Raw genomic sequence first — 20,906 nt, 5'->3', positions numbered from 1 at the left:
GCTGAACCGTCCTGACGGGGTGTGATCTTCTTCTCCAAGAAAACACCCCGTATCCGGACATCTAGCCCTGGAACCGATACTCTTCGAGCAGCCTACGACCGATGATCATTTTCTGGATCTCGGCGGTACCTTCACCGATCAGCAGCATCGGAGCCTCACGGTAGAGGCGCTCGATCTCGTACTCCTTGGAGAAGCCGTAGCCGCCGTGGATTCGGAAGGCGTCTTCGACGACCTCCTTGCAGTATTCGGAGGCGAGGTACTTCGCCATCCCTGCCTCAAGGTCGTTTCGCTCCCCGGAGTCCTTTTTGCGTGCCGCGTTGACCATCATCGCATGCGCGGCCTCGACCTTGGTAGCCATCTCGGCCAGCTTGAACTGAATCGCCTGGTGCTGAGCGATCGGCTTGCCGAAAGTGTGACGCTGCTGGGCGTACGAGACGCCCAGCTCGAAGGCACGCTGAGCGACGCCGCAGCCACGCGCCGCCACATTCACGCGGCCCACCTCGACGCCGTCCATCATTTGGTAAAAACCTCGGCCGGTGACCCCGCCGAGCACCCGATCGGCCGGAAGCCGCAGGCCATCCATGATCAGCTCGGTGGTGTCGACGCCCTTGTAGCCCATCTTGTCGATCTTCCCGGGGATGGTGAGGCCGGGGCGGACCTCTCCGAAGCCGGGTTCCTTCTCGATCAGGAAGGTCGTCATCGACTTGTGCGGTTTGGCGGCCGCCTCTTCGGGGGAGTGTCCTTCGTCACTTCGGACGAGAACGGCGACCAAAGTTGACGTTCCGCCATTCGTGAGCCACATCTTCTGGCCGTTCAGGACGTATTCGTCGCCGTCCCTGACCGCCTTGGAGGTGATGGCGGACACGTCGGAACCGAGGCCCGGCTCGGACATCGAGAAGGCGCCCCGCACGTCGCCGGCCGCCATCCGCGGCAGGAAGTGGTCCTTCTGCTCCTGCGTGCCGTGCTGCTTGAGCATGTACGCCACGATGAAGTGGGTGTTGATGATGCCGGACACCGACATCCAGCCGCGGGCGATCTCCTCCACGCACAGCGCGTACGTCAGGAGGGACTCGCCCAGACCGCCGTACTCCTCGGGGATCATCAGGCCGAACAGGCCCAACTCCTTGAGCCCGTCGACGATCTGCTGCGGGTACTCGTCGCGGTGCTCCAGCTCGGTCGCGACCGGGATGATCTCCTTGTCCACGAAGTCCCGGACGGTGGACAGGATCTCCTGCTGGATGTCCGTGAGGCCGTGGGTCTGGGCGAGGCGTGCCATGGGCTCAACCCTCCTGAAGTTCCGGGCGGCCGGGCTGCTCGCCGCCGCGCTCCTTGATGTAGGTCTCGGTGGGCACCATGACCTTGCGGCGGAACACGCAGACCAGCGTGCCGTCCTGCTTGTAGCCCTTGGTCTCGACGTACACGATCCCGCGGTCGTTCTTCGACTTGGAGGGCCACTTGTCGAGCACGGTCGTCTGGCCGTAGATCGTGTCGCCGTGGAAGGTCGGCGCCACGTGCTTGAGCGACTCGATCTCCAGGTTGGCGATCGCCTTGCCGGAGACGTCCGGTACGGACATGCCGAGCAGCAGGGAGTAGATGTAGTTCCCGACCACGACGTTCTTGCCGAAGTCCGTCGTCTTCTCGGCGTAGTTGACGTCCATGTGGAGCGGGTGGTGGTTCATGGTCAGGAGACAGAAGAGATGGTCGTCGTACTCCGTGACCGTCTTCCCGGGCCAGTGCTTGTAGACCGCCCCGACCTCGAACTCCTCGTAGGTGCGTCCGAACTGCATCGCGCTCAGGCCTCCGGGATCTCGAACTTCGACGTGCGCTGCATGCCGGCCGCACGCCCCTTGCCGGAGATGACCAGCGCCATCTTGCGGCTGGCCTCGTCGATCATCTCGTCGCCGAGCATCGCCGAGCCCTTCTTGCCACCCGCCTCGGAGGTGTAGTAGTCGTACGCGTCCAGGATCAGCTCGGCGTGGTCGTAGTCCTCCTGGGAGGGCGAGAAGATCTCGTTGGACGCCTCGACCTGGCCCGGGTGCAGCACCCACTTGCCGTCGAAGCCGAGGGCCGCGGCACGCTGGGCGACCTCGCGGTAGCCGTCGATGTTGCGGATCTGCAGGTAGGGGCCGTCGATCGCCTGGAGGTTGTTGGCGCGGGCCGCCATCAGGATCTTCATCAGGATGTAGTGGTAGGCGTCCGCCGGGTAGCCGGGCGGCTGCTCGCCCACGACCAGCGACTTCATGTTGATCGACGCCATGAAGTCGGCCGGCCCGAAGATGATCGTCTCGACGCGTTGGGACGCGGTGGCGATCTCGTTGACGTTGTTGAGGCCCTGCGCGTTCTCGATCTGCGCCTCGATGCCGATCTTGCCGACCTCGAAGCCCATCGTCTTCTCGATCTGGGTCAGCAGGAGGTCGAGCGCCACGATCTGCTCGGCGCTCTGCACCTTCGGCAGCATGATGCAGTCGAGGTTCTGGCCGGCCCCCTCGACGACCGTGACGACATCGCGGTACGTCCACTCCGTCGTCCAGTCGTTGACCCGCACGACCCTCGTCTTGCCCGTCCAGTCGCCCTCGTTGAGGAACTTGACGATGGTGTGCCGCGCCTCGGGCTTGGCGAGCGGGGCGCACGCGTCCTCCAGGTCGAGGAAGACCTGGTCCGCCGGGAGGCCCTGCGCCTTCTCCAGGAAGCGGGGGTTGCTGCCCGGTACGGCCAGGCAGGAGCGCCGCGGGCGAAGGCGGTTGACGGTCGTCATGCGGGGACCTCCAGGGGGTCGAGCTTGTTCGCTTTCCGGATCTCGTCGACGATGCGGCCGATGATGCCGGTGATGTCGAAGTCCTTCGGGGTGAAGACAGCGGCCACTCCGGCTGCCCGCAATTGCTCGGCGTCTCCATTGGGGATGATCCCACCGGCAATGACAGGTACATCTGTGGCGCCTGCCACATGCAGCCTCTCGAGCACGTCCGGCACCAGCTGGGCGTGCGAGCCGGACAGGATCGACAGACCGACCGCGTGCACGTCCTCGGCGAGGGCCGCGTCCACGATCTGCTCGGGGGTCAGCCGGATGCCCTGGTAGACCACCTCGAAGCCCGCGTCACGCGCGCGTACGGCTATCTGCTCGGCCCCGTTGGAGTGCCCGTCCAGGCCCGGCTTGCCGACCAGGAAGCGCAGCTTGCCGACGCCGAGGTCCCTGGCGGTCACCTCGACCCGGCGGCGGACGTCGGCCATGGCCGAGCCCGCCTCCGCGGGAACCGCCACCGGCGCCGAGGAGACACCGGTGGGCGCCCGGAACTCGCCGAACACCTCCCGCAGGGCCCCGGCCCACTCCCCGGTCGTGACCCCCGCGCGGGCGCACTCCACGGTGGCTTCCATGAGGTTGTCGGTGCCCTTGGCGGCCTCCTTCAGCCTCTCCAGCGCCTTGCAGGGGCGCGGGTGGTTGAAGGGCGGCAGGTAGCGGGTGTCACGCCAGTGCTGGAGTCCGGCGATCACCCGGGCCTCGACGGCCGGGTCCACCGTCTGGATGGCGGTGTCCAGGTCGGCGGTCAGCGGGTTCGGCTCGGTCGTCTCGAAGATGTTGACGCCGATGATCTTCTCCTGCCCGGACTCGATACGGGCCCGGCGCTCGGCGTGCGAGGAGACGAGCTGCGACTTGAGGTAGCCCGACTCGACGGCGGCCATCGCGCCGCCCATCTCCTGGATCCGGTCGATCTCGGCGAGGGACTCCTCGACCAGCGTGCTCACCTTCGCCTCGACGACGTGCGAGCCCTCGAAGATGTCCTCGTACTCCAGCAGGTCGCTCTCGTAGGCCAGCACCTGCTGCATCCGCAGCGACCACTGCTGGTCCCAGGGCCGGGGGAGCCCCAGGGCCTCGTTCCAGGCCGGCAGCTGGACGGCACGCGCGCGTGCGTCCTTCGAGAGGGTCACGGCCAGCATCTCGAGGACGATCCGCTGGACGTTGTTCTCCGGCTGCGCCTCGGTCAGCCCGAGCGAGTTGACCTGGACGCCGTACCGGAAGCGGCGGTGCTTGGGGTTCTCGATGCCGTAGCGCTCACGGGTGACCTTGTCCCAGATGCGGCCGAAGGCACGCATCTTGCACATCTCCTCGATGAACCGGACGCCCGCGTTCACGAAGAAGGAGATCCGGCCGACGACATCGCCCATGCGTTCCTGCCGCACCTGGCCGGAGTCGCGGACGGCGTCCAGGACCGCGATCGCCGTCGACATCGCGTACGCGATCTCCTGAACCGGCGTGGCGCCCGCCTCCTGCAGGTGGTAGCTGCAGATGTTGATCGGGTTCCACTTCGGGATGTGGGAGACCGTGTACGCGATCATGTCGGTCGTCAGACGCAGGCTCGGCCCCGGCGGGAAGACGTGCGTCCCCCGGGACAGGTACTCCTTGACGATGTCGTTCTGGGTCGTGCCCTGGAGCTGGGTGATGTCCGCGCCCTGCTCCTCGGCGACGACCTGGTAGAGCGCCAGAAGCCACATGGCGGTGGCGTTGATCGTCATCGAGGTGTTCATCTGCTCCAGGGGGATGTCCTGGAACAGCCGGCGCATGTCACCGAGGTGCGCGATCGGCACGCCGACCCGGCCCACCTCGCCGCGGGCGAGGACGTGGTCGGAGTCGTAGCCGGTCTGCGTCGGCAGGTCGAACGCCACCGACAGACCGGTCTGGCCCTTGGCGAGGTTGCGCCGGTACAGCTCGTTGGACGCCTCGGCCGTGGAGTGACCGGCGTACGTGCGCATGAGCCACGGCCGGTCCTTCTGACGCTCAGTCATCTATGGCCCCGGGTGTCTCAGATGTTGCGGAAGCGGTTGATGGCGTCGATGTGCTGGGCGCGCTTCTCCTCGTCGCGCACTCCCAGGCCCTCCTCGGGGGACAGGCACAGGACGCCGACCTTGCCCTGGTGGAGGTTGCGGTGCACGTCGTAGGCCGCCTGGCCGGTCTCCTCCAGGGAGTACACCTTCGACAGGGTCGGGTGGATCTTGCCCTTCGCGATCAGCCGGTTGGCCTCCCAGGCCTCGCGGTAGTTGGCGAAGTGCGAGCCGATGATCCGCTTCAGCGACATCCACAGGTAGCGGTTGTCGTACTCGTGCATGTAGCCCGAGGTCGAGGCGCAGGTGGTGATGGTGCCGCCCTTGCGGGTGACGAACACGGACGCGCCGAAGGTCTCGCGGCCGGGGTGCTCGAAGACGATGTCGATGTCCTCGCCGCCGGTGAGCTCGCGGATGCGCTTGCCGAAGCGCTTCCACTCCTTGGGGTCCTGGGTGTTCTCGTCCTTCCAGAACTTGTAGTCCTCGGCGTTGCGGTCGATGATCGCGTCGGCGCCCATGGCCCGGCAGATCTCCGCCTTCTGGGGGCTGCTCACCACGCAGATCGGGTTGGCGCCGCCCGCCAGCGCGAACTGTGTGGCGTACGAGCCGAGTCCGCCGCTCGCGCCCCAGATCAGGACGTTGTCGCCCTGCTTCATCCCGGCGCCGTTGCGGGAGACCAGCTGGCGGTAGGCGGTGGAGTTGACCAGCCCGGGGGCGGCCGCCTCCTCCCACGACAGGTGGTCGGGCTTGGGCATCAGCTGGTTGGACTTGACGAGCGCGATCTCGGCGAGACCGCCGAAGTTGGTCTCGAAGCCCCAGATCCGCTGCTCGGGGTCGAGCATGGTGTCGTTGTGGCCGTCGGAGGACTCCAGCTCCACGCTCAGGCAGTGCGCGACGACCTCGTCGCCGGGCTTCCAGGCGTTGACGCCCGGGCCGGTGCGCAGGACGACGCCCGCGAGGTCGGAGCCGATGATGTGGTACGGCAGGTCGTGCCGCTTGGCCAGCTCGTTGGTGCGGCCGTAGCGCTCCAGGAACCCGAAGGTCGACAGCGGCTCGAAGATCGAGGTCCACACCGAGTTGTAGTTGACACTCGATGCCATCACGGCGACGAGCGCCTCGCCCGGGCCCAGCTCGGGCAGGGCCACCTCGTCGAGGTGGATCGACTTGCGCGGGTCCTTGTCGCGGGTCTCGAGGCCCGCGAACATCTCCGTCTCGTCCTTGTGCACGGTGATCGCGCGGTACGACTCGGGGAGCGGCAGAGCGGCGAAGTCGCCCGGAGTCGAGTCCGGCGACTGGATCGCGTCCAGGATGTCCTTCACGGTCACGGTGTTGCCTCCGGCGAATGGCGTCTTGAGGGCAGACGCTGAGGGTTACGTCGGTGCCGTCGGTTCGGCGGTCATGCTGTTCGGCAGCGCTTTGTGGCGCGGGAGGTTGCCTGTGACGCAGGCGTCCGGGCGGGCAAATCGATGACTTGCTGGGACAGCCGGCGTACGCATGGTCTCTGCACGCCGGCCGCCCGGACTCCCTCAACGTAAGACACCGCGTGCCACCGTGCAAGGCACTGAGTGCCAGAGATTGCTCTCAGATGAAATCTTTACGTAACAAATGAGCGATGATCGATCAAACCTGCCGGCGTGTAGGGTGTTCGTCCCGTTTATGTCATTCCGGCTGTGCCGAGAAGTCACGGAACATGAACTCGGTGTTGTCACCGCGGATGCCGACGCCGCCGGGCTGGTACAGGCCTCCAGGTGAGGCGTCGGTCACGTCCAGCACCTGGTGGCCCGCGAGTTCCAGCGTGATACGCACCCGGCCGTCCGGGAGATCGATGGCGGTGGCCACCGCGAGGGTCCAGGCATCCGGCGCGAACACGGCCGACGCCGTGGCGAGGGTCACATAGGTGCCCCCGTTGGCCGGGCCGCCGGGCGTCTTGCGCTTCACCACGACCTGCCCGTCCCGCCGGACCACGCTGACCGCGTAGCACTCCTGCTCACTGTGGAAGCGCAGCCACAGATGGACACCGTCGTACGGCTGTGCCGGGGTCCGCGGTGTCGTCACCAGGTCCGTCAGACGCAGCCGCAGGGACAACCGGGTGTCACCGAAGTCCCGGCGCCGCGAGGCCAGCCGGAAGACCGCCGAGTCCGTGGCCCGGACGGACTCCGCGTCGGGACGCTCACCGTCGGGATGTCCCGACCAGCCGGCGCCGTCGAGCCCGAACAGCGAGCCGCTGGTCATGGTCCAGTCGGGGGAGTGACGTGCGCCGGGGGCGTCGGGGTGCCAGTAGGCGAACTCGTTGGTGACCAGGCCCCGTTCGGGAAACTCGGGCCGGAACTCCGAGGATGCGCCGCCCCGGCCGGCGTCGCGCAGCGTCAGTCCGCCCGCGAACGCCGACACCAGCAGCACGGCGAGCAGGACCCCGGTGAGGAGTCCTGCCCGCCGACGCCGCACGAGCCGCCGGATCACGCCGTACGCCCTCCGTCGACCGCGCAGTCCGTGAACCCGGGCCACGGCTGGACCGGTGACCGCCGGTACACGCCGAGGGCGATGCCGCCGGTGCCGCCCGCTGCGGGCACGGACGTATGCACCAGCCCGGCGCCCACCGCGATGTCCGTCCTCCGCGCTCCGACCGTCACCCGGACATAGCGTTCCGCGGCTTCCGGCAGCTTGCGGGAGAGCACGGTACGAGGATGGGCGCCGGGCCCGGACAGGAGTGTGATCCAGCCGCGGGAGAGGCGGACCGTGAGCTGGTCCGGGGCGCCGCGGCGCACCACGACCGAGCTGTGCAGGCCCTCCTCCGACAGTCCCGTCAGCCGGGTGTTCAGCGTGTAGCCGGACCAGTGCGCGGTGTTGCCGGGCCGGTAGGCGGCGAAGGTCCAGCGGCGCGGGCCGATCGGCTGCACGCCACCGGCCCCGATCACCGCCCGCGCCCGGCGGCCGTCCCCGTCGGACCAGCCGGCCGGGCCGTCGAAGGGCCGGGCGGCGGCGGGCGGGCCGGGCAGCGGGGCGGTCTCCACGTGGGCGAACGCGGGCCAGGACGGCCCGGTCTCCCCGCGGGACAGGGCCAGGGCGATCCCGCCGGTGCCGCGCACCCCGCTGCTGTTCGGCACCGTGAACCGGTGGCGGCCGTCCACCACCGCCTCGGTCCGGGCGCCGTCCACGGTCAGCCGGACCTCGTGGGAGGGGCCGGGAGTCAGCGGGTGCTCGGCGAGGACACGGTTCCGTGTCCGGCCGCCGACCATCTGGGCGGTGCCGTGGGAGACACGCACCCCGACCGTGGCGTCCCCGCCGACCCGCGCGAACACCGTGGCGCTGCCGCCTCGCGCGGGCAGGGCGGTCAGCCCGGCGGTCACCGAGTAGTGGTCCCAGTCGGCGGCGCCGTACGGAGCGTAGGCACCGTAGACGTAGCGGTCGGAAACCGAGCCCTTCCCGGTGAGCACGTCGGTGCTTCCGAGCGGCTTCCAGCTGATGCCCGTCCAGCGCTCCGGGAAGCGCAGCGGGTCGCCCGACGGAGGCACCGGCGTCCGGGCCGCGACCTGTGCAAGCAGGGCGTCCGGGCTGGTGTCCGCGAAGACCTCGAGACGCTGGTACTCCTGGTGGACCGCCGATCTGCGGGCCGCCGGCTCGGGCGAGAACGTCTTGTCCGTCAGGGCCGCGGCGAAGGTCCGCTCGATCAGGTCCCGCACGTACGACGTCTGCTGCGGGTCCGCCGATTCCGAGAACGGGTAGGCGAACAGGCTGGGCCGGGGCAGGCCGTGCCGCTCGAAGTCCGCCAGGGAGCTGGTGAAGTCCGCCCTGACCCTGCGCTGGTAGTGGTCCGTACTCTCCAGGCCTCCGGTGGAGGCGAGGTACCTGCGGTGGGCGAGCAGCGAGCCCAGTTCGCCGTGCGGGCCGATCCGGGTGCGGCTGTGCAGGTCGTGGGTGTGGTCCTCGAAGTCCCAGCGGCCCGAGCGGGCCATCCGCGCGATCTCCTGCCAGGACAGGTAGTAGGGCCGGTGCCGGCCCACCCTGCCGGTGATGAGGAACGAGACGGCGTTCATGCGGTGCCGCGCGAGAATGCGGTCCCCGTAGGTCCACAGGCCGTGCGTGCCGTCGTCGAAGGTCAGCATCACCGAGCGCGGCGGCACCGGGCCGCCGAGCAGGTAGGCGACGAACTCGTCGGTGGTGAGGGTGTGGTAGCCCGCCGCCTGCAGGGCACTGAGCTGCCGTTCGAACACGGCGGGGTCCACGATGTACCGACTTCCGCTGTGCGGCTCGAGGTCGTGGTAGGTGAGGATCACCGGCGCCGCGCGCTCCGGAAGACCGGCTCCGACGGCCTTCCAGCGCGCGGTGGTCGCCGCGTCGACCCGCGCGGCCGGCACGCTCACCTGGCGGGTGACGTTGCGCTGGTCGACGTAGACCCGCCAGGCGACCACGAAGGGCACGGTGAGCACCAGTGCGGTCAGGGCGGCCAGCGCGGTGCGCACGGTGCCACGGCGCAGACGGGCGGTGAGGCGGGCCCGCCTCCCGGTCACAGGGCGGTCCACGGCTGCCAGCTCCCCCGGGTCAGCACCAGCAGATACAGGGCGATGACGACGCCCGTGGCCAGCAGCGCGGCCAGAGCGCGCCCGACGGCTCGTACGGCCTTCATGACAGGCTCCTCGACCAGACGCCGCGCCGGATGGTCAGCAGCGAGTACGGCAGCAGCCAGGACAGCACCACCGATGACAACAGGCTCATCAGCGGCCGGTACCGCCACCGTGTGGAGCGTGGGTTGTCCGCCTTGAAGGCCAGGCCCCACACCACGCCCTTGAGGAGGACGCCCGCCAGATACAGCCCGGTCAGGAACCACAGCCCGTGGTACGGCGCCCAGACCAGGTGGCGCACCGCCATCAGCGGGGCACACAGCACCCACAGGACGTGCCCGTAGAAGAGCACCGCCGGACCGAGTCCGCGCCGCCACATGAAGGTGCCGGTGAAGAACAGATTGCGGATGAAGCTCTTCTTCCAGCGCACCTGCTGCCGCATGAAAGGCCTGAATCGAGCGGGCACGGTCGTCCAGACCTTCGCGGACTGCACATAGCCGATACGCCACGGAAGTTCCGGATGGTTCTGCTCGGTGACGAAAGGAGAATCGGCGTACTGTGCCTTGAGTTTGAGCCCCTTCCATTTCTGGCCCAGGACGTATCCGGTCAGCTGGCGGTCGGTGGCGAAACGGAATTCACCGCCGAGGAAACGGTCACCGGCCCAGGCGGGGAGGTAGTTCACAATGGCGTCCCGGCGGAACACGGCGAGCGGTCCGGACACGCACGAGACGGACCCGAAGGTCGCCTCCGCGGCCTTGGCGACCCGGAACTGACCCTCGTACCAGACGTCCTGCGCCTTGGACAGCACGCTCTCGTCGGCGTTCAGCGCCCGGGCGTGGCCGCTGACCGCGCCCAGCTCCCGGTGCACCGTCAACGCCCTCACGCACCGCCGAAGGGCGTCGGGGGCGAGCACGCAGTCGGAGTCGGTGAAGGCGAGGACATCCCCGTCGGCGAGCTCCGCGGCCCGGACCAGGGCGTGCTTCTTGCCGACGTTGCGGTCCAGGTACAGAACCCGCAGGGGCAGTTCGCGCGACAGGCGCCGCAGCACCGCGCGGGTGCCGTCGGTGGAGGCGTCGTCGACCACCACGATCTGCAGGTCCGGGTAGTCGCTCCCGGCCATGGAACGCACACACGCCTCGATGCCGTCCTCCTCGTCCTTGACCGCCACCAGGAAGCTCACCCGCGGTCGCACGGGCAGCTCGGGGAACCGGTCCAGGTGGCGCGGGCGCCCGCGCAGCGTCCGCCGGGAGGGGTCGTCGTAGCGGCTGTAGGCGATGAACAGCATGGAGACCGTCACCGTCAGGACCAGGAAGCCGTACCCGAGCACCAGGGGAGCCTGGACCAGCCGGGGCGCCTCATGGGCCAGGATCAGCAGCAGCGGGAGCAGCACGATCACCACGAGCAGACGGCGCGCGGCGTGCCGTACCCCCGGGTCCATGCGGTCGGTCAGCGCGGCGAGGCGGGCCCGGCCGGGCCGCGGCGCACCGCGCTGACCGGGCACGAACGGGGAGGGCTCGGGCCCGCCGGGCGTGGCGGGCCGCTGGGCCTGGACGCTCATACCACCGCCCGGTGCTTGAAGTCCTGCAGCCGGTAGGTGGTGTCCAGGACCGAGAGGTCGTCCCCGATCCACGACAGGTCCTGCCGCGGGTGCACGCCGTGGACCAGCACCAGGTCCCAGTCCCGCTCGCCGGGCTCCGGCTCGGAGCGCAGCAGCCGGCCGCCCAGGGACACCTGCGGGATGAGCGGATCCGTGTACGCCACCTCGGCGCCGGCCTCGCCGAGGGCGCTCATGATCTCCAGGGAGGGTGACTCCCGGAGGTCGGCCACCCCTGGCTTGTACGTCACCCCGACCACCAGCACCCGGGCCGTGCGCAGCGGTACGCCCCGGTCGGCGAGGACCTCCCGGGCGCGCTGCACCACCGCGTGCGGCCGGGTGGCGATCGCGGTCATCGCCGTGTCGATCAGCGGCGAGGCGACCCGCTTCTCGCGCAATTGCCACAGCAGATAGTGCGGGTCGCAGGGGATGCAGTGCCCGCCCACTCCGGGGCCGGGGAAGAACGGCATGAACCCGTACGGCTTGGTGGCCGCCGCCTGGATGACCTCCAGGGCCTCCAGGCCCAACTCCCCGCAGATGGTGGCGAACTCGTTGGCCAGGGCGATGTTCACCGCGCGGAAGGTGTTCTCCAGCAGCTTGGTCATCTCGGCGGCCTCGGGCGAGAGCACCTCGTGCACCTCGGCGCCGGTGCGCCGCAGGACGTCGGCGGCGCGCCGGGTGCACTCGGGACTGACCCCTCCGACCACCCGCGGGGTCGTGCTCTGGGTGTGTTCGGTGCTGCCCGGGTCGATGCGCTCCGGGGCGTAGGCCACGCTCAGGTCCTCGGGCACCCGCAGTCCGCGCTCGGCCAGGGGGTCGAGGAGCAGGTCCCGGGTGGTGCCGACGTAGCTGGTCGAGGTCAGCACGAGGGTCTGCCCCGGGACCGCGTGGGCCGCGGCGGTGGCACAGGCACCCGACAGGGCCCGCAGGTCGGGCACCAGGTGGTCGTCCACGGGGGTCGGGACGCAGATCAGGATCGCCTCGGCGGCGCGCAGGGCCGTGGGGTCCGTGGTCAGGACGAACCGGTCGGCACCGGGGCCGTCACCGGTGTGGGTGCGCAGTCGGCGGTGGTCGTCAGGGACCAGATCGACGCGGTGGGCGCGGATGGCGTCCAGCCGGGCGGGGTCCACGTCGAGGCCTATGACGGTGAGACCCGATTCCAGCAGGGCGAGAGCCGTGGGCAGCCCGACATAGCCGAGCCCGATGATGCCGACGACGGGTGGCGTGGAAAAGGACAAGGAAATCCCCCCTGAAGAATTCCGCGGGCAGGCGGCACAAAGGATTGCGAGGGCGCGCGCCGAGCCTCATTCCCCTGTTTCCCCGAGGCTTTTCCCGGCGTCCGCGCCAAGAGCGCGGGCCTCCCCAGGCCCGCGGTCTTTCTTACCGATGGTCCGACAGCCTGCCATGCCGCCGGACCACGAGAGGGATTTTCGGTGAAGATCGCCAAGGAGCTGGATCATCCTTGGTGAAGAGTTCGAAGAGAAACATTTCTTCGAACGCGAAAGGGGCCGGTACCGGGGTTTTCCCGGTACCGGCCCTCGATGTCTGCGGGCGTCAGGAGTGCTCTTTGAGCGCCTGCTCGATGGTGCGCATGACCTCGTCCAGCGGGGCGTCGGTCCGGGCGACCGCGACCAGGACCTCGCCCTGAGTGGAGAGCGTCGCCGCGGCCGGCTGCGCAGAGGCCGTGGTGCGGCCCGCCCCGATCCCCGTCCCGAAGGTCTTCCGCACGATCGCGAAGGCATGGTCCAGCTGCGCCTCGACGTCCCCCTGCCCGCCGGCCCGCAGCCACCGCCGCAGCACGTGGTTGTGCGCGGTGACCACGGCCGACGCGGCGACCTCCGCCAGCAGGGGATCGTCGTTGGCGTCGTCGTCATGGGCGTGCTCGTCGAAGTGCCCGAGCAGATACCGCGTGAACAGCCGCTCGTAGCGGGCCACCGAGGCGATCTCCGCCTCCCGCAGCGTCGGCACCTCGCGCGTCAGCTTGTAGCGGGCGACCGAGATCTCCGGCCGGGCCGCGTACATCTTCATGACTTCCTTGATGCCGCGGCACACCGTGTCGAGCGGGTGCTCGTGCGCGGGGGCCGCGTTGAGGACGGCCTCCGCCCTGACCAGGGTGTCGTCGTGGTCCGGGAAGATCGCCTCTTCCTTGGAGCGGAAGTGGCGGAAGAAGGTGCGGCGGGCGACACCGGCCGCGGCCGCGATCTCGTCGACGGTCGTCGCCTCGTACCCCTTGGTGGAGAACAGCTCCATCGCGGCGGCGGCCAGTTCTCGGCGCATCTTGAGCCGCTGGGCGGCCGCGCGGCTGCCTGCGGCACTCTCCGGCACATCGGGCGTGGCTGGTGTACGGGACGACTTGGCGGGCTGGGGCATGACCCGAACGTACTGCATGTGCGCAGGTTGGTGCGCGTGTCCGGGGTTTGTCCCGTGCGGGGCGGGCGGGGAGCCGCCGGGTCCCGTGGGCGGGGGAGGACTGCCCGGATCGAGCAGTCCGCCCCAGTCCTCGCCGCCGGTGAACCAGTCGCCGACGTGCTCAGCGGCGGGCATATTCGCGGAAGCCACGGCCGGTCTTGCGGCCGAGGCAGCCCGCGGCCACCAGGTGCTCCAGAAGCGGGGCCGGAGCCAGACCCGGGTCGCGGAACTCGCGGTGCAGGACCTTCTCGATGGCGAGCGAGACGTCCAGGCCGACGACGTCCAGGAGTTCGAAGGGGCCCATCGGGTAGCCGCCGCCCAGCTTCATCGCCGCGTCGATGTCGTCGAGGGACGCGTAGTGCTCCTGCACCATCTTGATCGCGTTGTTGAGGTACGGGAAGAGCAGGGCGTTCACGATGAAGCCCGCGCGGTCGCCGCAGTCCACGGCGTGCTTCTTGATCCTGACGCAGACCTCGCGGACCGTCGCGTGGACGTCCTCGGCCGTCAGGACCGTGCGCACGACCTCGACCAGCTTCATCGCCGGCGCCGGGTTGAAGAAGTGCATCCCGATCACGTCCTGCGGACGCGAGGTGGCGCGGGCGCACGCGACGACGGGCAGTGAGGAGGTCGTGGTGGCCAGGACCGCGCCCGGTTTGCAGACCTTGTCCAGCGCCTGGAACAGCTGCTGCTTGATCTCCAGGTCCTCGGCGACGGCCTCGACGGCCAGGTCGACGTCCGCGAAGGACTCGTACGAGCCCGCCGCGGTGATCCGGTCCAGGGTCTGCGCCGCCGCCTCGGCGGTCATCCGGCCCTTGTCGACAGAGCGCGAAAGAGACTTGCCGATACGGGCCTTGGCCGTCTGCGCCTTCTCCTCGCTGCGGGCGGCGAGCACGACCTCGTACCCGGCCTTGGCGAACACCTCCGCGATACCGGACGCCATGGTCCCGGACCCCGCGACACCGACGGAGCGGACCTCACGGCCCTCGACCCCCGCCGAGCTCTCCAGCGGTGTCAGCGCGTCCGGCACGACCGTCGCGCTGCCCGGAGCCTCGTACGTGTAGAAGCCGCGTCCCGACTTACGGCCGGTCAGGCCCGCCTCGCTGAGCTGCTTGAGGATCGGGGCGGGGGCGTGCAGCCGGTCCTGGGACTCGGCGTACATGGCCTCCAGGACCGTGCGCGCGGTGTCGACGCCGATCAGGTCGAGCAGGGCGAGGGGGCCCATGGGCAGACCGCAGCCGAGCCGCATCGCCGCGTCGATGTCCTCGCGGGAGGCGTACTTCGCCTCGTACATCGCGGCCGCCTGGTTGAGGTAGCCGAACAGCAGCCCGTCGGCGACGAACCCGGGCCGGTCGCCGACCGCGACGGGCTCCTTGCCGAGGTCGAGGGCGAGGTTGGTGACCGCGGTGACGGCCGTCGGGGCGGTGAGCACCGAGGAGACCACCTCGACCAGTTTCATCGCGGGCGCCGGGTTGAAGAAGTGCAGGCCCAGCACCCGCTCCGGGCGGGCCGAGTCGGCGGCCAGGCGGGTCACGGACAGGGCGTTGGTGCCGGTCGCGAGAATCGTCTCGGGGCGCACGATCCCGTCGAGCTCGCGGAAGATCTGGTGCTTGATCTCGTACGACTCCGGAGCCACCTCGATGACGAGGTCGGCGTCGGCCGCCGCCCGCAGGTCGCTGGAGGTGCGGATACGGCCGAGGACACCGGCCCGCTCCTGCTCGGTGAGCCGGCCGCGCTCCACGGCGCGGGCGGTCGTGGTCTCCAGGACGGCGACGGCCTTGGCGGCCTGCGCCTCGCTGATGTCGATGCCGACGACCTCGCGGCCGGCCCGGGCGAGGACCTCGGCGATGCCGGTGCCCATGGTGCCGAGGCCGATGACGGCGATCGTCCTGAGCGGGGACAGGGAGGGGTCGGACAGGGGAGTGGCCATCGCGGAACTCCAGGAATGAGGGTGACGACTGGGTGCGCGACCCGGTACGCCGAGAGGCGCACCGGGTGCGTGAAGAGAGCTGCTGTATGCGGGTGTTGCCGGGCTGCGAGCGCACACGCCCGGACCGTCGTCGCAGGCCCTGCACAGGCCCGGAGAACGGTGGAACCGACCGGCCCTGTCCCAGGCCGGGTCGTACTGGTGGTACGCGAGGTACCGAACCGACTGCTCTCGCGGCGGCTGCGTCACCAGGCCACCGCAAGGAGTTCCGCGAGTGGGTAACTCGCTCGTCTGAGCTTAACCGGTGGGTAACGAGCGCGCCAGCCCCCGGATTTGTGATGTACGTCCCGCGCCCCGGGCGGGCCGCCTAACCTCGGGTTCATGGACGAAGAGTTGCGATCGCTCACGGAGCGCTTACGGCAGGAGTCGGGAGCGCCGGCCGCCTTCGGCCGCCTGGTGGCGAGCGAGGACCTGGACGAGCTGGCCGCCGTGCTCACCGAACCCGGACAGCCGTTGTGGGCCAGGGAGCTGGCCGCGTTCCGGCTCGGCCTCGCCGGGGACCGCCGGGCCTTCGAGTCGCTCGTCCTGCTCCTCAACCATCGCGATCCGCCGCGCTGCGCCGCCGCCGCGTACGCCCTCGCCCGGCTCGACGACCCGCGCACCGCCCGCGCGGCCGCCACCCTCGCCACCAACGAACTCCGGGTCGCCTACGCCCTGCACCCGGTCCGGCTGCTGGCCGAGCTGCGCGCCCCCGAGTCCGTGCCGGCCCTCATCACCACGCTGGAGCGCCGGCTGCGCCCGCACGACCCCTACCGCCGCGTCGCGCTCGCCTGCGTGGAGGGCCTCGGCACCCTGGCCGACTCCCGCGCCAGACCCGTACTGAACGAGGCCCTCGCGCATCCGGCGCTCGCGGAGGCGGCGGTGCACGCGCTGGCGCGGATTCCGAAGCAGCGGTGAGCCGGCGGGCGGCGGGGTGTCCGCGTCGGCCGCCGCCGGCGACCTCCGTGCCCGGCAGCGCGCCCACGCCGCAGGGGAGTGGTCCGGCGGAGGGTACGGACGCGGTGAGGACGTCCGTGCTCCGGCACAGCCGACGGGCGGTCAGGCGCTGAGCCTCCGCGCGTACCGCACCTCCGGCACCGGGACGCCGTCCGCCTCGAAGCGCTCCTCGGCGCCGTCGGCCGCGAATCCCGCCCGCTCGTAGAAGCGCCGGGCACGGGTGTTCTCCTTGAGCACCCACAGGAACATGCGGTCGTGGCCCACGGCCGTGCGGTGGCGCAGGGACTCCAGCAGCAGGGCGTGTCCGATGCCGGCGCCGTAGTGCCGAGGTTCCACGTAGACGGCGTACAACTCGACGTCCGGGGTGCAGACTTCGCCGTCCCGGTACGGGCCGTGACAGGACCAGCCGAGGACCTCGCCGTCCCGCTCGGCCACGAGGTTCACCACGCTGCCGTCCCCCTTCCCGAAGCGGCTGCGGTGCCGCTCGGCGTCCTGCGCCACGCTCATCGCGTCGAGGTACGACTGCGGGATCAGGCCCTGGTAAGCGCTCTGCCAGCCGCGGACCCGGATCTCGGCCACGCGGTCGCAGTCGGCGAGGGTCATGGGGCGGATGAAAAGGTGATCGTCGTCCATGGCGGCACCCTAGGCACCCCCCGCCCGGTCCGGCCTCGGAATTATTCGCTCACCACCGCGAACGCCTCCACCTCCATCAGGAACTCCGGCCGCACCAGCCCCGCCACCCGCACGGCCGAGGCAGCCGGCAGCCGGTCGTCGGATATGTGCTCGGCGCGGGCCGCACGGATCGCCGGCATGTCGGACATGTCCATGACGAAGTAGGTCAGTTTGACGACATCGTCGAAGGTCGCTCCGGCGGCGGCCAGGCAGCGGCGGAGGTTCTCGAAGACCTGGCGGGCCTGGGCCACCGCGTCGCCGTCCCCGACGAGATTGCCGTCCTCGTCGAGGGCGACCTGGCCCGAGACCGCGACGAAACGGCCGCGGCCCAGCACCACGTGGGAGTACTGGGCCGCGGGGGCGACGCCGTCGGGGGAGGGAATCCTGGTCAGCTCACTCATGCGTCCATGGTGGACCACGGCACTGACAACGCCCGTCCCCGACGGAGCGTCAGGCGCTCAGCCGCGGGAGCCGAGCAGCCTGTGCAGCGCCGCGCCGCGCGAGGACGTCGACGCCGCCTTGGCGGTCAGCGGTTTCGGATCGGGCAGCGCCTGGCAGACCGCGTCGGCCTCGCCGCCGCCACGCGGCACCTTGCCGTCGGTCAGATACGTGGCCAGGTACGTGTCCAGGCACTTGCTCCCGCTCAGTGTGATGCCGTGGTTGCCGCCGCCCTCCTCGACGACCAGGCTGGAGTCGGCCAGCAGACGGTGGACCGTCGCACCGCCCTCGTACGGGGTGGCCGCGTCGTTCGTCGCCTGGAAGAGCAGCGCCGGCGGGATCTTGCCGTTGGCGATGTTCACCGGGCTCAGCGACCTCGTGGGCCAGAACGCGCACGGCGCGTTGTACCAGGCGTTGTTCCAGGCCATGAACGGCGCCTTCTCGTACACGGCCCAGTTGTCCTTCTGCCACTGGCGCCAGTCGCGCGGCCAGGAGGCGTCACGGCACTGCACCGAGGTGTAGATGCTGTAGCCGTTGTCCCCGGAGGCGTCGACGGCGGCGAAGTTCTCGTACGCCTCGACCAGCGGATCGGCCTTCTTGTCGTTCACGTACGCGGCGAACGCCTCGGCCAGGTAGGGCCAGTAGCCGTTGTAGTAGCCGCCCGGGATGAAGGTGTCCTCCAGCTCGGAGGCACCGACCTTGCCGCCCGCCGGCTTCTTGGCGAGGGCCGCCCGCATCGCGTACCACTCGGCCTCGATCCTCTCCGGATCGGTGCCGAGCCTGTACTTGGCGTCGTACTTGGCGATCCAGGCCATCAGCACCCGGTGCCGGTCGTTGAAGGCGTAGTCCTGGGCGAGGTTGTCGTCGTACCAGACGCCGGTCGGGTCCACGATCGAGTCCAGGACCAGGCGGCGCACCTGGTGCGGGAAGAGCTTCGCGTAGACCGCGCCCAGATAGGTGCCGTAGGAGTAGCCGAAGTAGTTGATCCTCCTGGCGCCGAGGGCCCGGCGGATGGAGTCCATGTCCCGCACGGCACTGACGGTGTCGATGTACGGCAGCACGCTCGCGTACTTCCGGCCGCAGGCGGCGGCGAAGGACTTGGCGCGCTTGAGGTTGGCCCGCTCGATCACGGGTGTGCTCGGCACGGAGTTCGGGCGCACCGGGTTGAAGTGGCCCGGCTTGCAGTCGAGGGCGGGCTTGCTCTTGCCCACCCCGCGCGGGTCGAAGCCGATGACGTCGTACTGGGCCGCGACCGCCTTGGGCAGGCCGGAGGCGATGAACCCGGCGAAGGTCAGACCGCTGCCGCCGGGACCGCCGGGGTTGACCAGCAGCGGGCCCTGGTACTTCTTCGCGGTGTGCGGGACGCGGGACAGAGCCAGGGTGATCTGCCGCCCGCGCGGGTTGGCGTGATCGAGCGGCACCTTGAGGGAGGCGCACTGGAGCGTCGGGTAGTCGGCGGTGCCGCACTTCTTCCAGGTGAGCTTCGCGGCTTGGGCGGATGGCGTGGCCTGCGGGGCGCTGGCGTCGGCGGGGACGGCGGTGAAGGTCCCTGCCACGACGACCGCCGCACCGCACAGCACGGCTGCGCGTTTTCTCATGAGGTCCTCCCAGGACGGAGGGTTCCGGAACCGCGAGGGTCACGGTCCACGCCGCATCGTCCCGGAAAGTCCGCCCGGAAGAACCTGTTCTGACAATAGTTGACCCGATTGGTCAGTCCGATGCGCTCGAACGCTCTCAGATCAACGTGAGTTGGACAGGTTCGGACACCGGCTCGACCTCGGGCTCCGGCTCCCGGATCCGCCGTGGCATCCCCGCGCCCGCGGGACCGATGCCGTACTCCTGGGCCAGCTCGTGGACCTGACGGGTGATCCGGCGCTGGTACCACTTCGGGGCGTAGGAGCCGTCCGCGTAGAGCCGCTCGTAACGGCGTACCAGATGCGGGTGCTCCCGGTTCAGCCAGGCCATGAACCACTCGCGGGCGCCCGGCCGCAGATGCAGCACCAGCGGGGTGACCGACGTGGCGCCCGCGGCGGCGATCGCGCGCACGGTGGCCCGCAGTTGCGCGGGGCTGTCGCTCAGGAACGGGATCACCGGCGCCATCAGCACCCCGCACCCGATGCCGTGCTCGCCCAGCGTCCGTACGACGTCCAGGCGCCGCTCCGGAGCGGGCGTACCCGGCTCCACCGTGCGCCACAGTTCCGGGTCGGTGAAGCCGACCGAGACCGAGATGCCGATGTCCGTCACCGCGGCGGCCTGCCGGAGCAGGTCGAGGTCGCGCAGGATCAGGGTGCCCTTCGTCAGGATCGAGAAGGGGTTCGCCCGGTCGCGCAGGGCGGCGAGGATGCCCGGCATCAGCCGGTAGCGGCCCTCCGCGCGCTGGTAGCAGTCGACGTTGGTGCCCATCGCTATGTGGTCGCCCATCCAGCGGCGCGAGCCCAGCTGGCGGCGCAGCAGGTCCGGGGCGTTCACCTTGACCACGATCTGCGAGTCGAAGCCGAGACCGGTGTCCAGGTCGAGATAGCTGTGGGTCTTGCGGGCGAAGCAGTACACGCACGCGTGGGAGCAGCCGCGGTAGGGGTTCACCGTCCACTCGAAGGGCATGCGGGAGGCGCCGGGCACCCGGTTGATGATCGAGCGGGCCCGGATCTCGTGGAACGTGATCCCGGCGAACTCGGGTGTGTCGACGGTGCGGCTGACCACCGCGTCGGCGCCGAAGAGAGCGGCGTCGGCCCGTCCGTGTTCCGCGGACTCGGTGAGGTTCTCCCAGCGCATGAGGCCTCCTCGGTAGCACTGCCCTTCGAGTGAAACACTTGTTCGATTTTCTGCGCAACCCCGATTTGGGCGCCCGTGGGCGGGGGTGGTTGGCTTGCTCCCAGCCCGAGAACACCCGAGAACCCGAAGTCCTGGAGGAAGTCGATGGCGCAGGTCGAGGCCACTACGGAGCGGATCGTCGCGGCGGACGCGGAGAAGGTGTTCGACGCCGTCGCCGACTACAGCGGCACACGCGGGAAGGTCCTCCCCGAGCAGTTCAGCGAGTACGAGGTGCGCGAGGGCGGCGACGGCGAGGGCACCCTCGTCCACTGGAAGCTCCAGGCCACCAGCAAGCGCATCCGCGACTGCCTCCTGGAGGTCACCGAGCCCACCGACGGCGAGCTCGTCGAGAAGGACCGCAACTCCTCCATGGTCACCACCTGGCGGGTCACCCCGGCCGGTGAGGGCAAGTCCCGGGTCGTGGTGACCACCACCTGGCAGGGCGCCGGCGGCATCGGCGGCTTCTTCGAGAAGACCTTCGCCCCCAAGGGCCTCGGCCGGATCTACGACTCCCTGCTCGACCGGCTCGCCGCCGAGGTCGAGAAGTAAGTCCCTGGCACCGGGCGGACGTTGATCCCGGTCACCGGATCGAGTGGATCTCCGTACGGCCCACCGGCCTGCCGTAACTCGTCGCGCTTGCTCGTAGTTGTCGCCTTATGCGGGAAATGCGTGGCAGGTGCGACGAGGG

The 20,906-nt window shown here is 69.9% G+C and carries 17 protein-coding genes; 2 read left to right on the top strand and 15 right to left on the bottom strand.

Going from position 1 to position 20,906, the window contains the following annotated elements; translation table 11 throughout:
- Nucleotides 1–61 precede the first annotated feature (61 nt).
- The 11 genes from ACIRP7_RS28590 to ACIRP7_RS28540 form a co-directional block, all read right to left on the bottom strand.
- Nucleotides 62–1,276 (bottom strand): acyl-CoA dehydrogenase family protein, encoded by a 1,215-nt coding sequence (locus ACIRP7_RS28590; protein WP_403665052.1) that lies wholly within the window; start codon nucleotides 1,274–1,276, stop codon nucleotides 62–64.
- A gap of 4 nt (nucleotides 1,277–1,280) precedes the next feature.
- Nucleotides 1,281–1,787: a MaoC family dehydratase gene (locus tag ACIRP7_RS28585; RefSeq protein WP_007385824.1), complete on the bottom strand. Its 507-nt coding sequence runs from the start codon at nucleotides 1,785–1,787 to the stop codon at nucleotides 1,281–1,283.
- Between the two features lie 5 nt (nucleotides 1,788–1,792).
- Nucleotides 1,793–2,755: a CoA ester lyase gene (locus tag ACIRP7_RS28580; RefSeq protein WP_352381390.1), complete on the bottom strand. Its 963-nt coding sequence runs from the start codon at nucleotides 2,753–2,755 to the stop codon at nucleotides 1,793–1,795.
- Nucleotides 2,752–4,779, bottom strand: a complete 2,028-nt coding sequence (locus ACIRP7_RS28575; protein WP_403665049.1) for a protein meaA — start codon at nucleotides 4,777–4,779, stop codon at nucleotides 2,752–2,754. The genes ACIRP7_RS28580 and ACIRP7_RS28575 overlap by 4 nt, the downstream gene beginning before the upstream one ends.
- A gap of 17 nt (nucleotides 4,780–4,796) precedes the next feature.
- A complete protein-coding gene (gene ccrA / locus ACIRP7_RS28570) occupies nucleotides 4,797–6,140 on the bottom strand; it encodes a crotonyl-CoA carboxylase/reductase (protein ID WP_403665047.1) in 1,344 nt (447 codons plus the stop codon).
- A gap of 334 nt (nucleotides 6,141–6,474) precedes the next feature.
- Nucleotides 6,475–7,275, bottom strand: coding sequence for a hypothetical protein (locus ACIRP7_RS28565; RefSeq protein WP_403665045.1), 801 nt, complete (start codon nucleotides 7,273–7,275; stop codon nucleotides 6,475–6,477).
- Nucleotides 7,272–9,335 carry a polysaccharide deacetylase family protein gene (locus ACIRP7_RS28560; RefSeq protein WP_403665043.1) on the bottom strand — a complete coding sequence of 688 codons (2,064 nt, stop codon included), beginning with the start codon at nucleotides 9,333–9,335 and terminating at the stop codon, nucleotides 7,272–7,274. The genes ACIRP7_RS28565 and ACIRP7_RS28560 overlap by 4 nt, the downstream gene beginning before the upstream one ends.
- A gap of 100 nt (nucleotides 9,336–9,435) precedes the next feature.
- On the bottom strand, nucleotides 9,436–10,932 hold the full coding sequence (locus ACIRP7_RS28555) for a glycosyltransferase (RefSeq protein WP_403665041.1): 1,497 nt from the start codon (nucleotides 10,930–10,932) through the stop codon (nucleotides 9,436–9,438).
- On the bottom strand, nucleotides 10,929–12,206 hold the full coding sequence (locus ACIRP7_RS28550; protein ID WP_403665039.1) for a nucleotide sugar dehydrogenase: 1,278 nt from the start codon (nucleotides 12,204–12,206) through the stop codon (nucleotides 10,929–10,931). Before ACIRP7_RS28550 ends, ACIRP7_RS28555 begins: the two co-directional genes overlap by 4 nt.
- Nucleotides 12,207–12,522: 316 nt before the next feature.
- Nucleotides 12,523–13,338, bottom strand: a complete 816-nt coding sequence (locus ACIRP7_RS28545) for a TetR family transcriptional regulator (RefSeq protein WP_403665037.1) — start codon at nucleotides 13,336–13,338, stop codon at nucleotides 12,523–12,525.
- Nucleotides 13,339–13,498: 160 nt separating this feature from the next.
- On the bottom strand, nucleotides 13,499–15,304 hold the full coding sequence (locus tag ACIRP7_RS28540) for a 3-hydroxyacyl-CoA dehydrogenase family protein (RefSeq protein ID WP_403665035.1): 1,806 nt from the start codon (nucleotides 15,302–15,304) through the stop codon (nucleotides 13,499–13,501).
- 378 nt (nucleotides 15,305–15,682) lie between these two features.
- On the opposite strand from ACIRP7_RS28540, the gene ACIRP7_RS28535 reads away from it, so the two are divergent.
- A complete protein-coding gene (locus tag ACIRP7_RS28535; RefSeq protein WP_403665033.1) occupies nucleotides 15,683–16,258 on the top strand; it encodes an adenylosuccinate lyase in 576 nt (191 codons plus the stop codon).
- 141 nt (nucleotides 16,259–16,399) lie between these two features.
- Here the strand turns inward: ACIRP7_RS28535 and ACIRP7_RS28530 are convergent, their stop codons facing one another.
- The 4 genes from ACIRP7_RS28530 to ACIRP7_RS28515 all read right to left on the bottom strand — a co-directional run bounded on the left by ACIRP7_RS28530 (nucleotide 16,400) and on the right by ACIRP7_RS28515 (nucleotide 20,179).
- Nucleotides 16,400–16,930 (bottom strand): GNAT family N-acetyltransferase, encoded by a 531-nt coding sequence (locus ACIRP7_RS28530; protein ID WP_403665031.1) that lies wholly within the window; start codon nucleotides 16,928–16,930, stop codon nucleotides 16,400–16,402.
- 41 nt (nucleotides 16,931–16,971) lie between these two features.
- The gene (locus ACIRP7_RS28525; RefSeq protein ID WP_403665029.1) at nucleotides 16,972–17,370 is read right to left on the bottom strand and encodes a RidA family protein; all 399 of its coding nucleotides are present in this window, start codon (nucleotides 17,368–17,370) and stop codon (nucleotides 16,972–16,974) included.
- A gap of 57 nt (nucleotides 17,371–17,427) precedes the next feature.
- Nucleotides 17,428–19,005 (bottom strand): alpha/beta hydrolase, encoded by a 1,578-nt coding sequence (locus ACIRP7_RS28520; protein ID WP_403665027.1) that lies wholly within the window; start codon nucleotides 19,003–19,005, stop codon nucleotides 17,428–17,430.
- Nucleotides 19,006–19,141: 136 nt separating this feature from the next.
- A complete protein-coding gene (locus tag ACIRP7_RS28515) occupies nucleotides 19,142–20,179 on the bottom strand; it encodes an Rv2578c family radical SAM protein (protein WP_403665025.1) in 1,038 nt (345 codons plus the stop codon).
- Nucleotides 20,180–20,323: 144 nt separating this feature from the next.
- Here ACIRP7_RS28515 and ACIRP7_RS28510 point away from each other — a divergent pair, with 144 nt between their 5' ends.
- Nucleotides 20,324–20,767 carry an SRPBCC family protein gene (locus tag ACIRP7_RS28510; protein ID WP_212670294.1) on the top strand — a complete coding sequence of 148 codons (444 nt, stop codon included), beginning with the start codon at nucleotides 20,324–20,326 and terminating at the stop codon, nucleotides 20,765–20,767.
- Nucleotides 20,768–20,906 lie beyond the last annotated feature (139 nt).

The organism is Streptomyces sp. NPDC102270 (assembly GCF_044766405.1).
GTDB lineage: Bacteria > Actinomycetota > Actinomycetes > Streptomycetales > Streptomycetaceae > Streptomyces.
This window is presented reverse-complemented; position numbering and strand designations above follow the sequence as displayed.

Bases quoted from the DNA above. Each gene is read 5' to 3' on its own strand.
- ACIRP7_RS28590 (WP_403665052.1), bottom strand. From the start codon at position 1,276: ATGGCACGCCTCGCCCAGACCCACGGCCTCACGGACATCCAGCAGGAG.
- ACIRP7_RS28585 (WP_007385824.1), bottom strand. From the start codon at position 1,787: ATGCAGTTCGGACGCACCTACGAGGAGTTCGAGGTCGGGGCGGTCTAC.
- ACIRP7_RS28580 (WP_352381390.1), bottom strand. From the start codon at position 2,755: ATGACGACCGTCAACCGCCTTCGCCCGCGGCGCTCCTGCCTGGCCGTA.
- ACIRP7_RS28575 (WP_403665049.1), bottom strand. From the start codon at position 4,779: ATGACTGAGCGTCAGAAGGACCGGCCGTGGCTCATGCGCACGTACGCC.
- ACIRP7_RS28555 (WP_403665041.1), bottom strand. From the start codon at position 10,932: ATGAGCGTCCAGGCCCAGCGGCCCGCCACGCCCGGCGGGCCCGAGCCC.
- ACIRP7_RS28545 (WP_403665037.1), bottom strand. From the start codon at position 13,338: ATGCCCCAGCCCGCCAAGTCGTCCCGTACACCAGCCACGCCCGATGTG.
- ACIRP7_RS28540 (WP_403665035.1), bottom strand. From the start codon at position 15,304: ATGGCCACTCCCCTGTCCGACCCCTCCCTGTCCCCGCTCAGGACGATC.
- ACIRP7_RS28535 (WP_403665033.1), top strand. From the start codon at position 15,683: ATGGACGAAGAGTTGCGATCGCTCACGGAGCGCTTACGGCAGGAGTCG.
- ACIRP7_RS28530 (WP_403665031.1), bottom strand. From the start codon at position 16,930: ATGGACGACGATCACCTTTTCATCCGCCCCATGACCCTCGCCGACTGC.
- ACIRP7_RS28525 (WP_403665029.1), bottom strand. From the start codon at position 17,370: ATGAGTGAGCTGACCAGGATTCCCTCCCCCGACGGCGTCGCCCCCGCG.
- ACIRP7_RS28520 (WP_403665027.1), bottom strand. From the start codon at position 19,005: ATGAGAAAACGCGCAGCCGTGCTGTGCGGTGCGGCGGTCGTCGTGGCA.
- ACIRP7_RS28515 (WP_403665025.1), bottom strand. From the start codon at position 20,179: ATGCGCTGGGAGAACCTCACCGAGTCCGCGGAACACGGACGGGCCGAC.
- ACIRP7_RS28510 (WP_212670294.1), top strand. From the start codon at position 20,324: ATGGCGCAGGTCGAGGCCACTACGGAGCGGATCGTCGCGGCGGACGCG.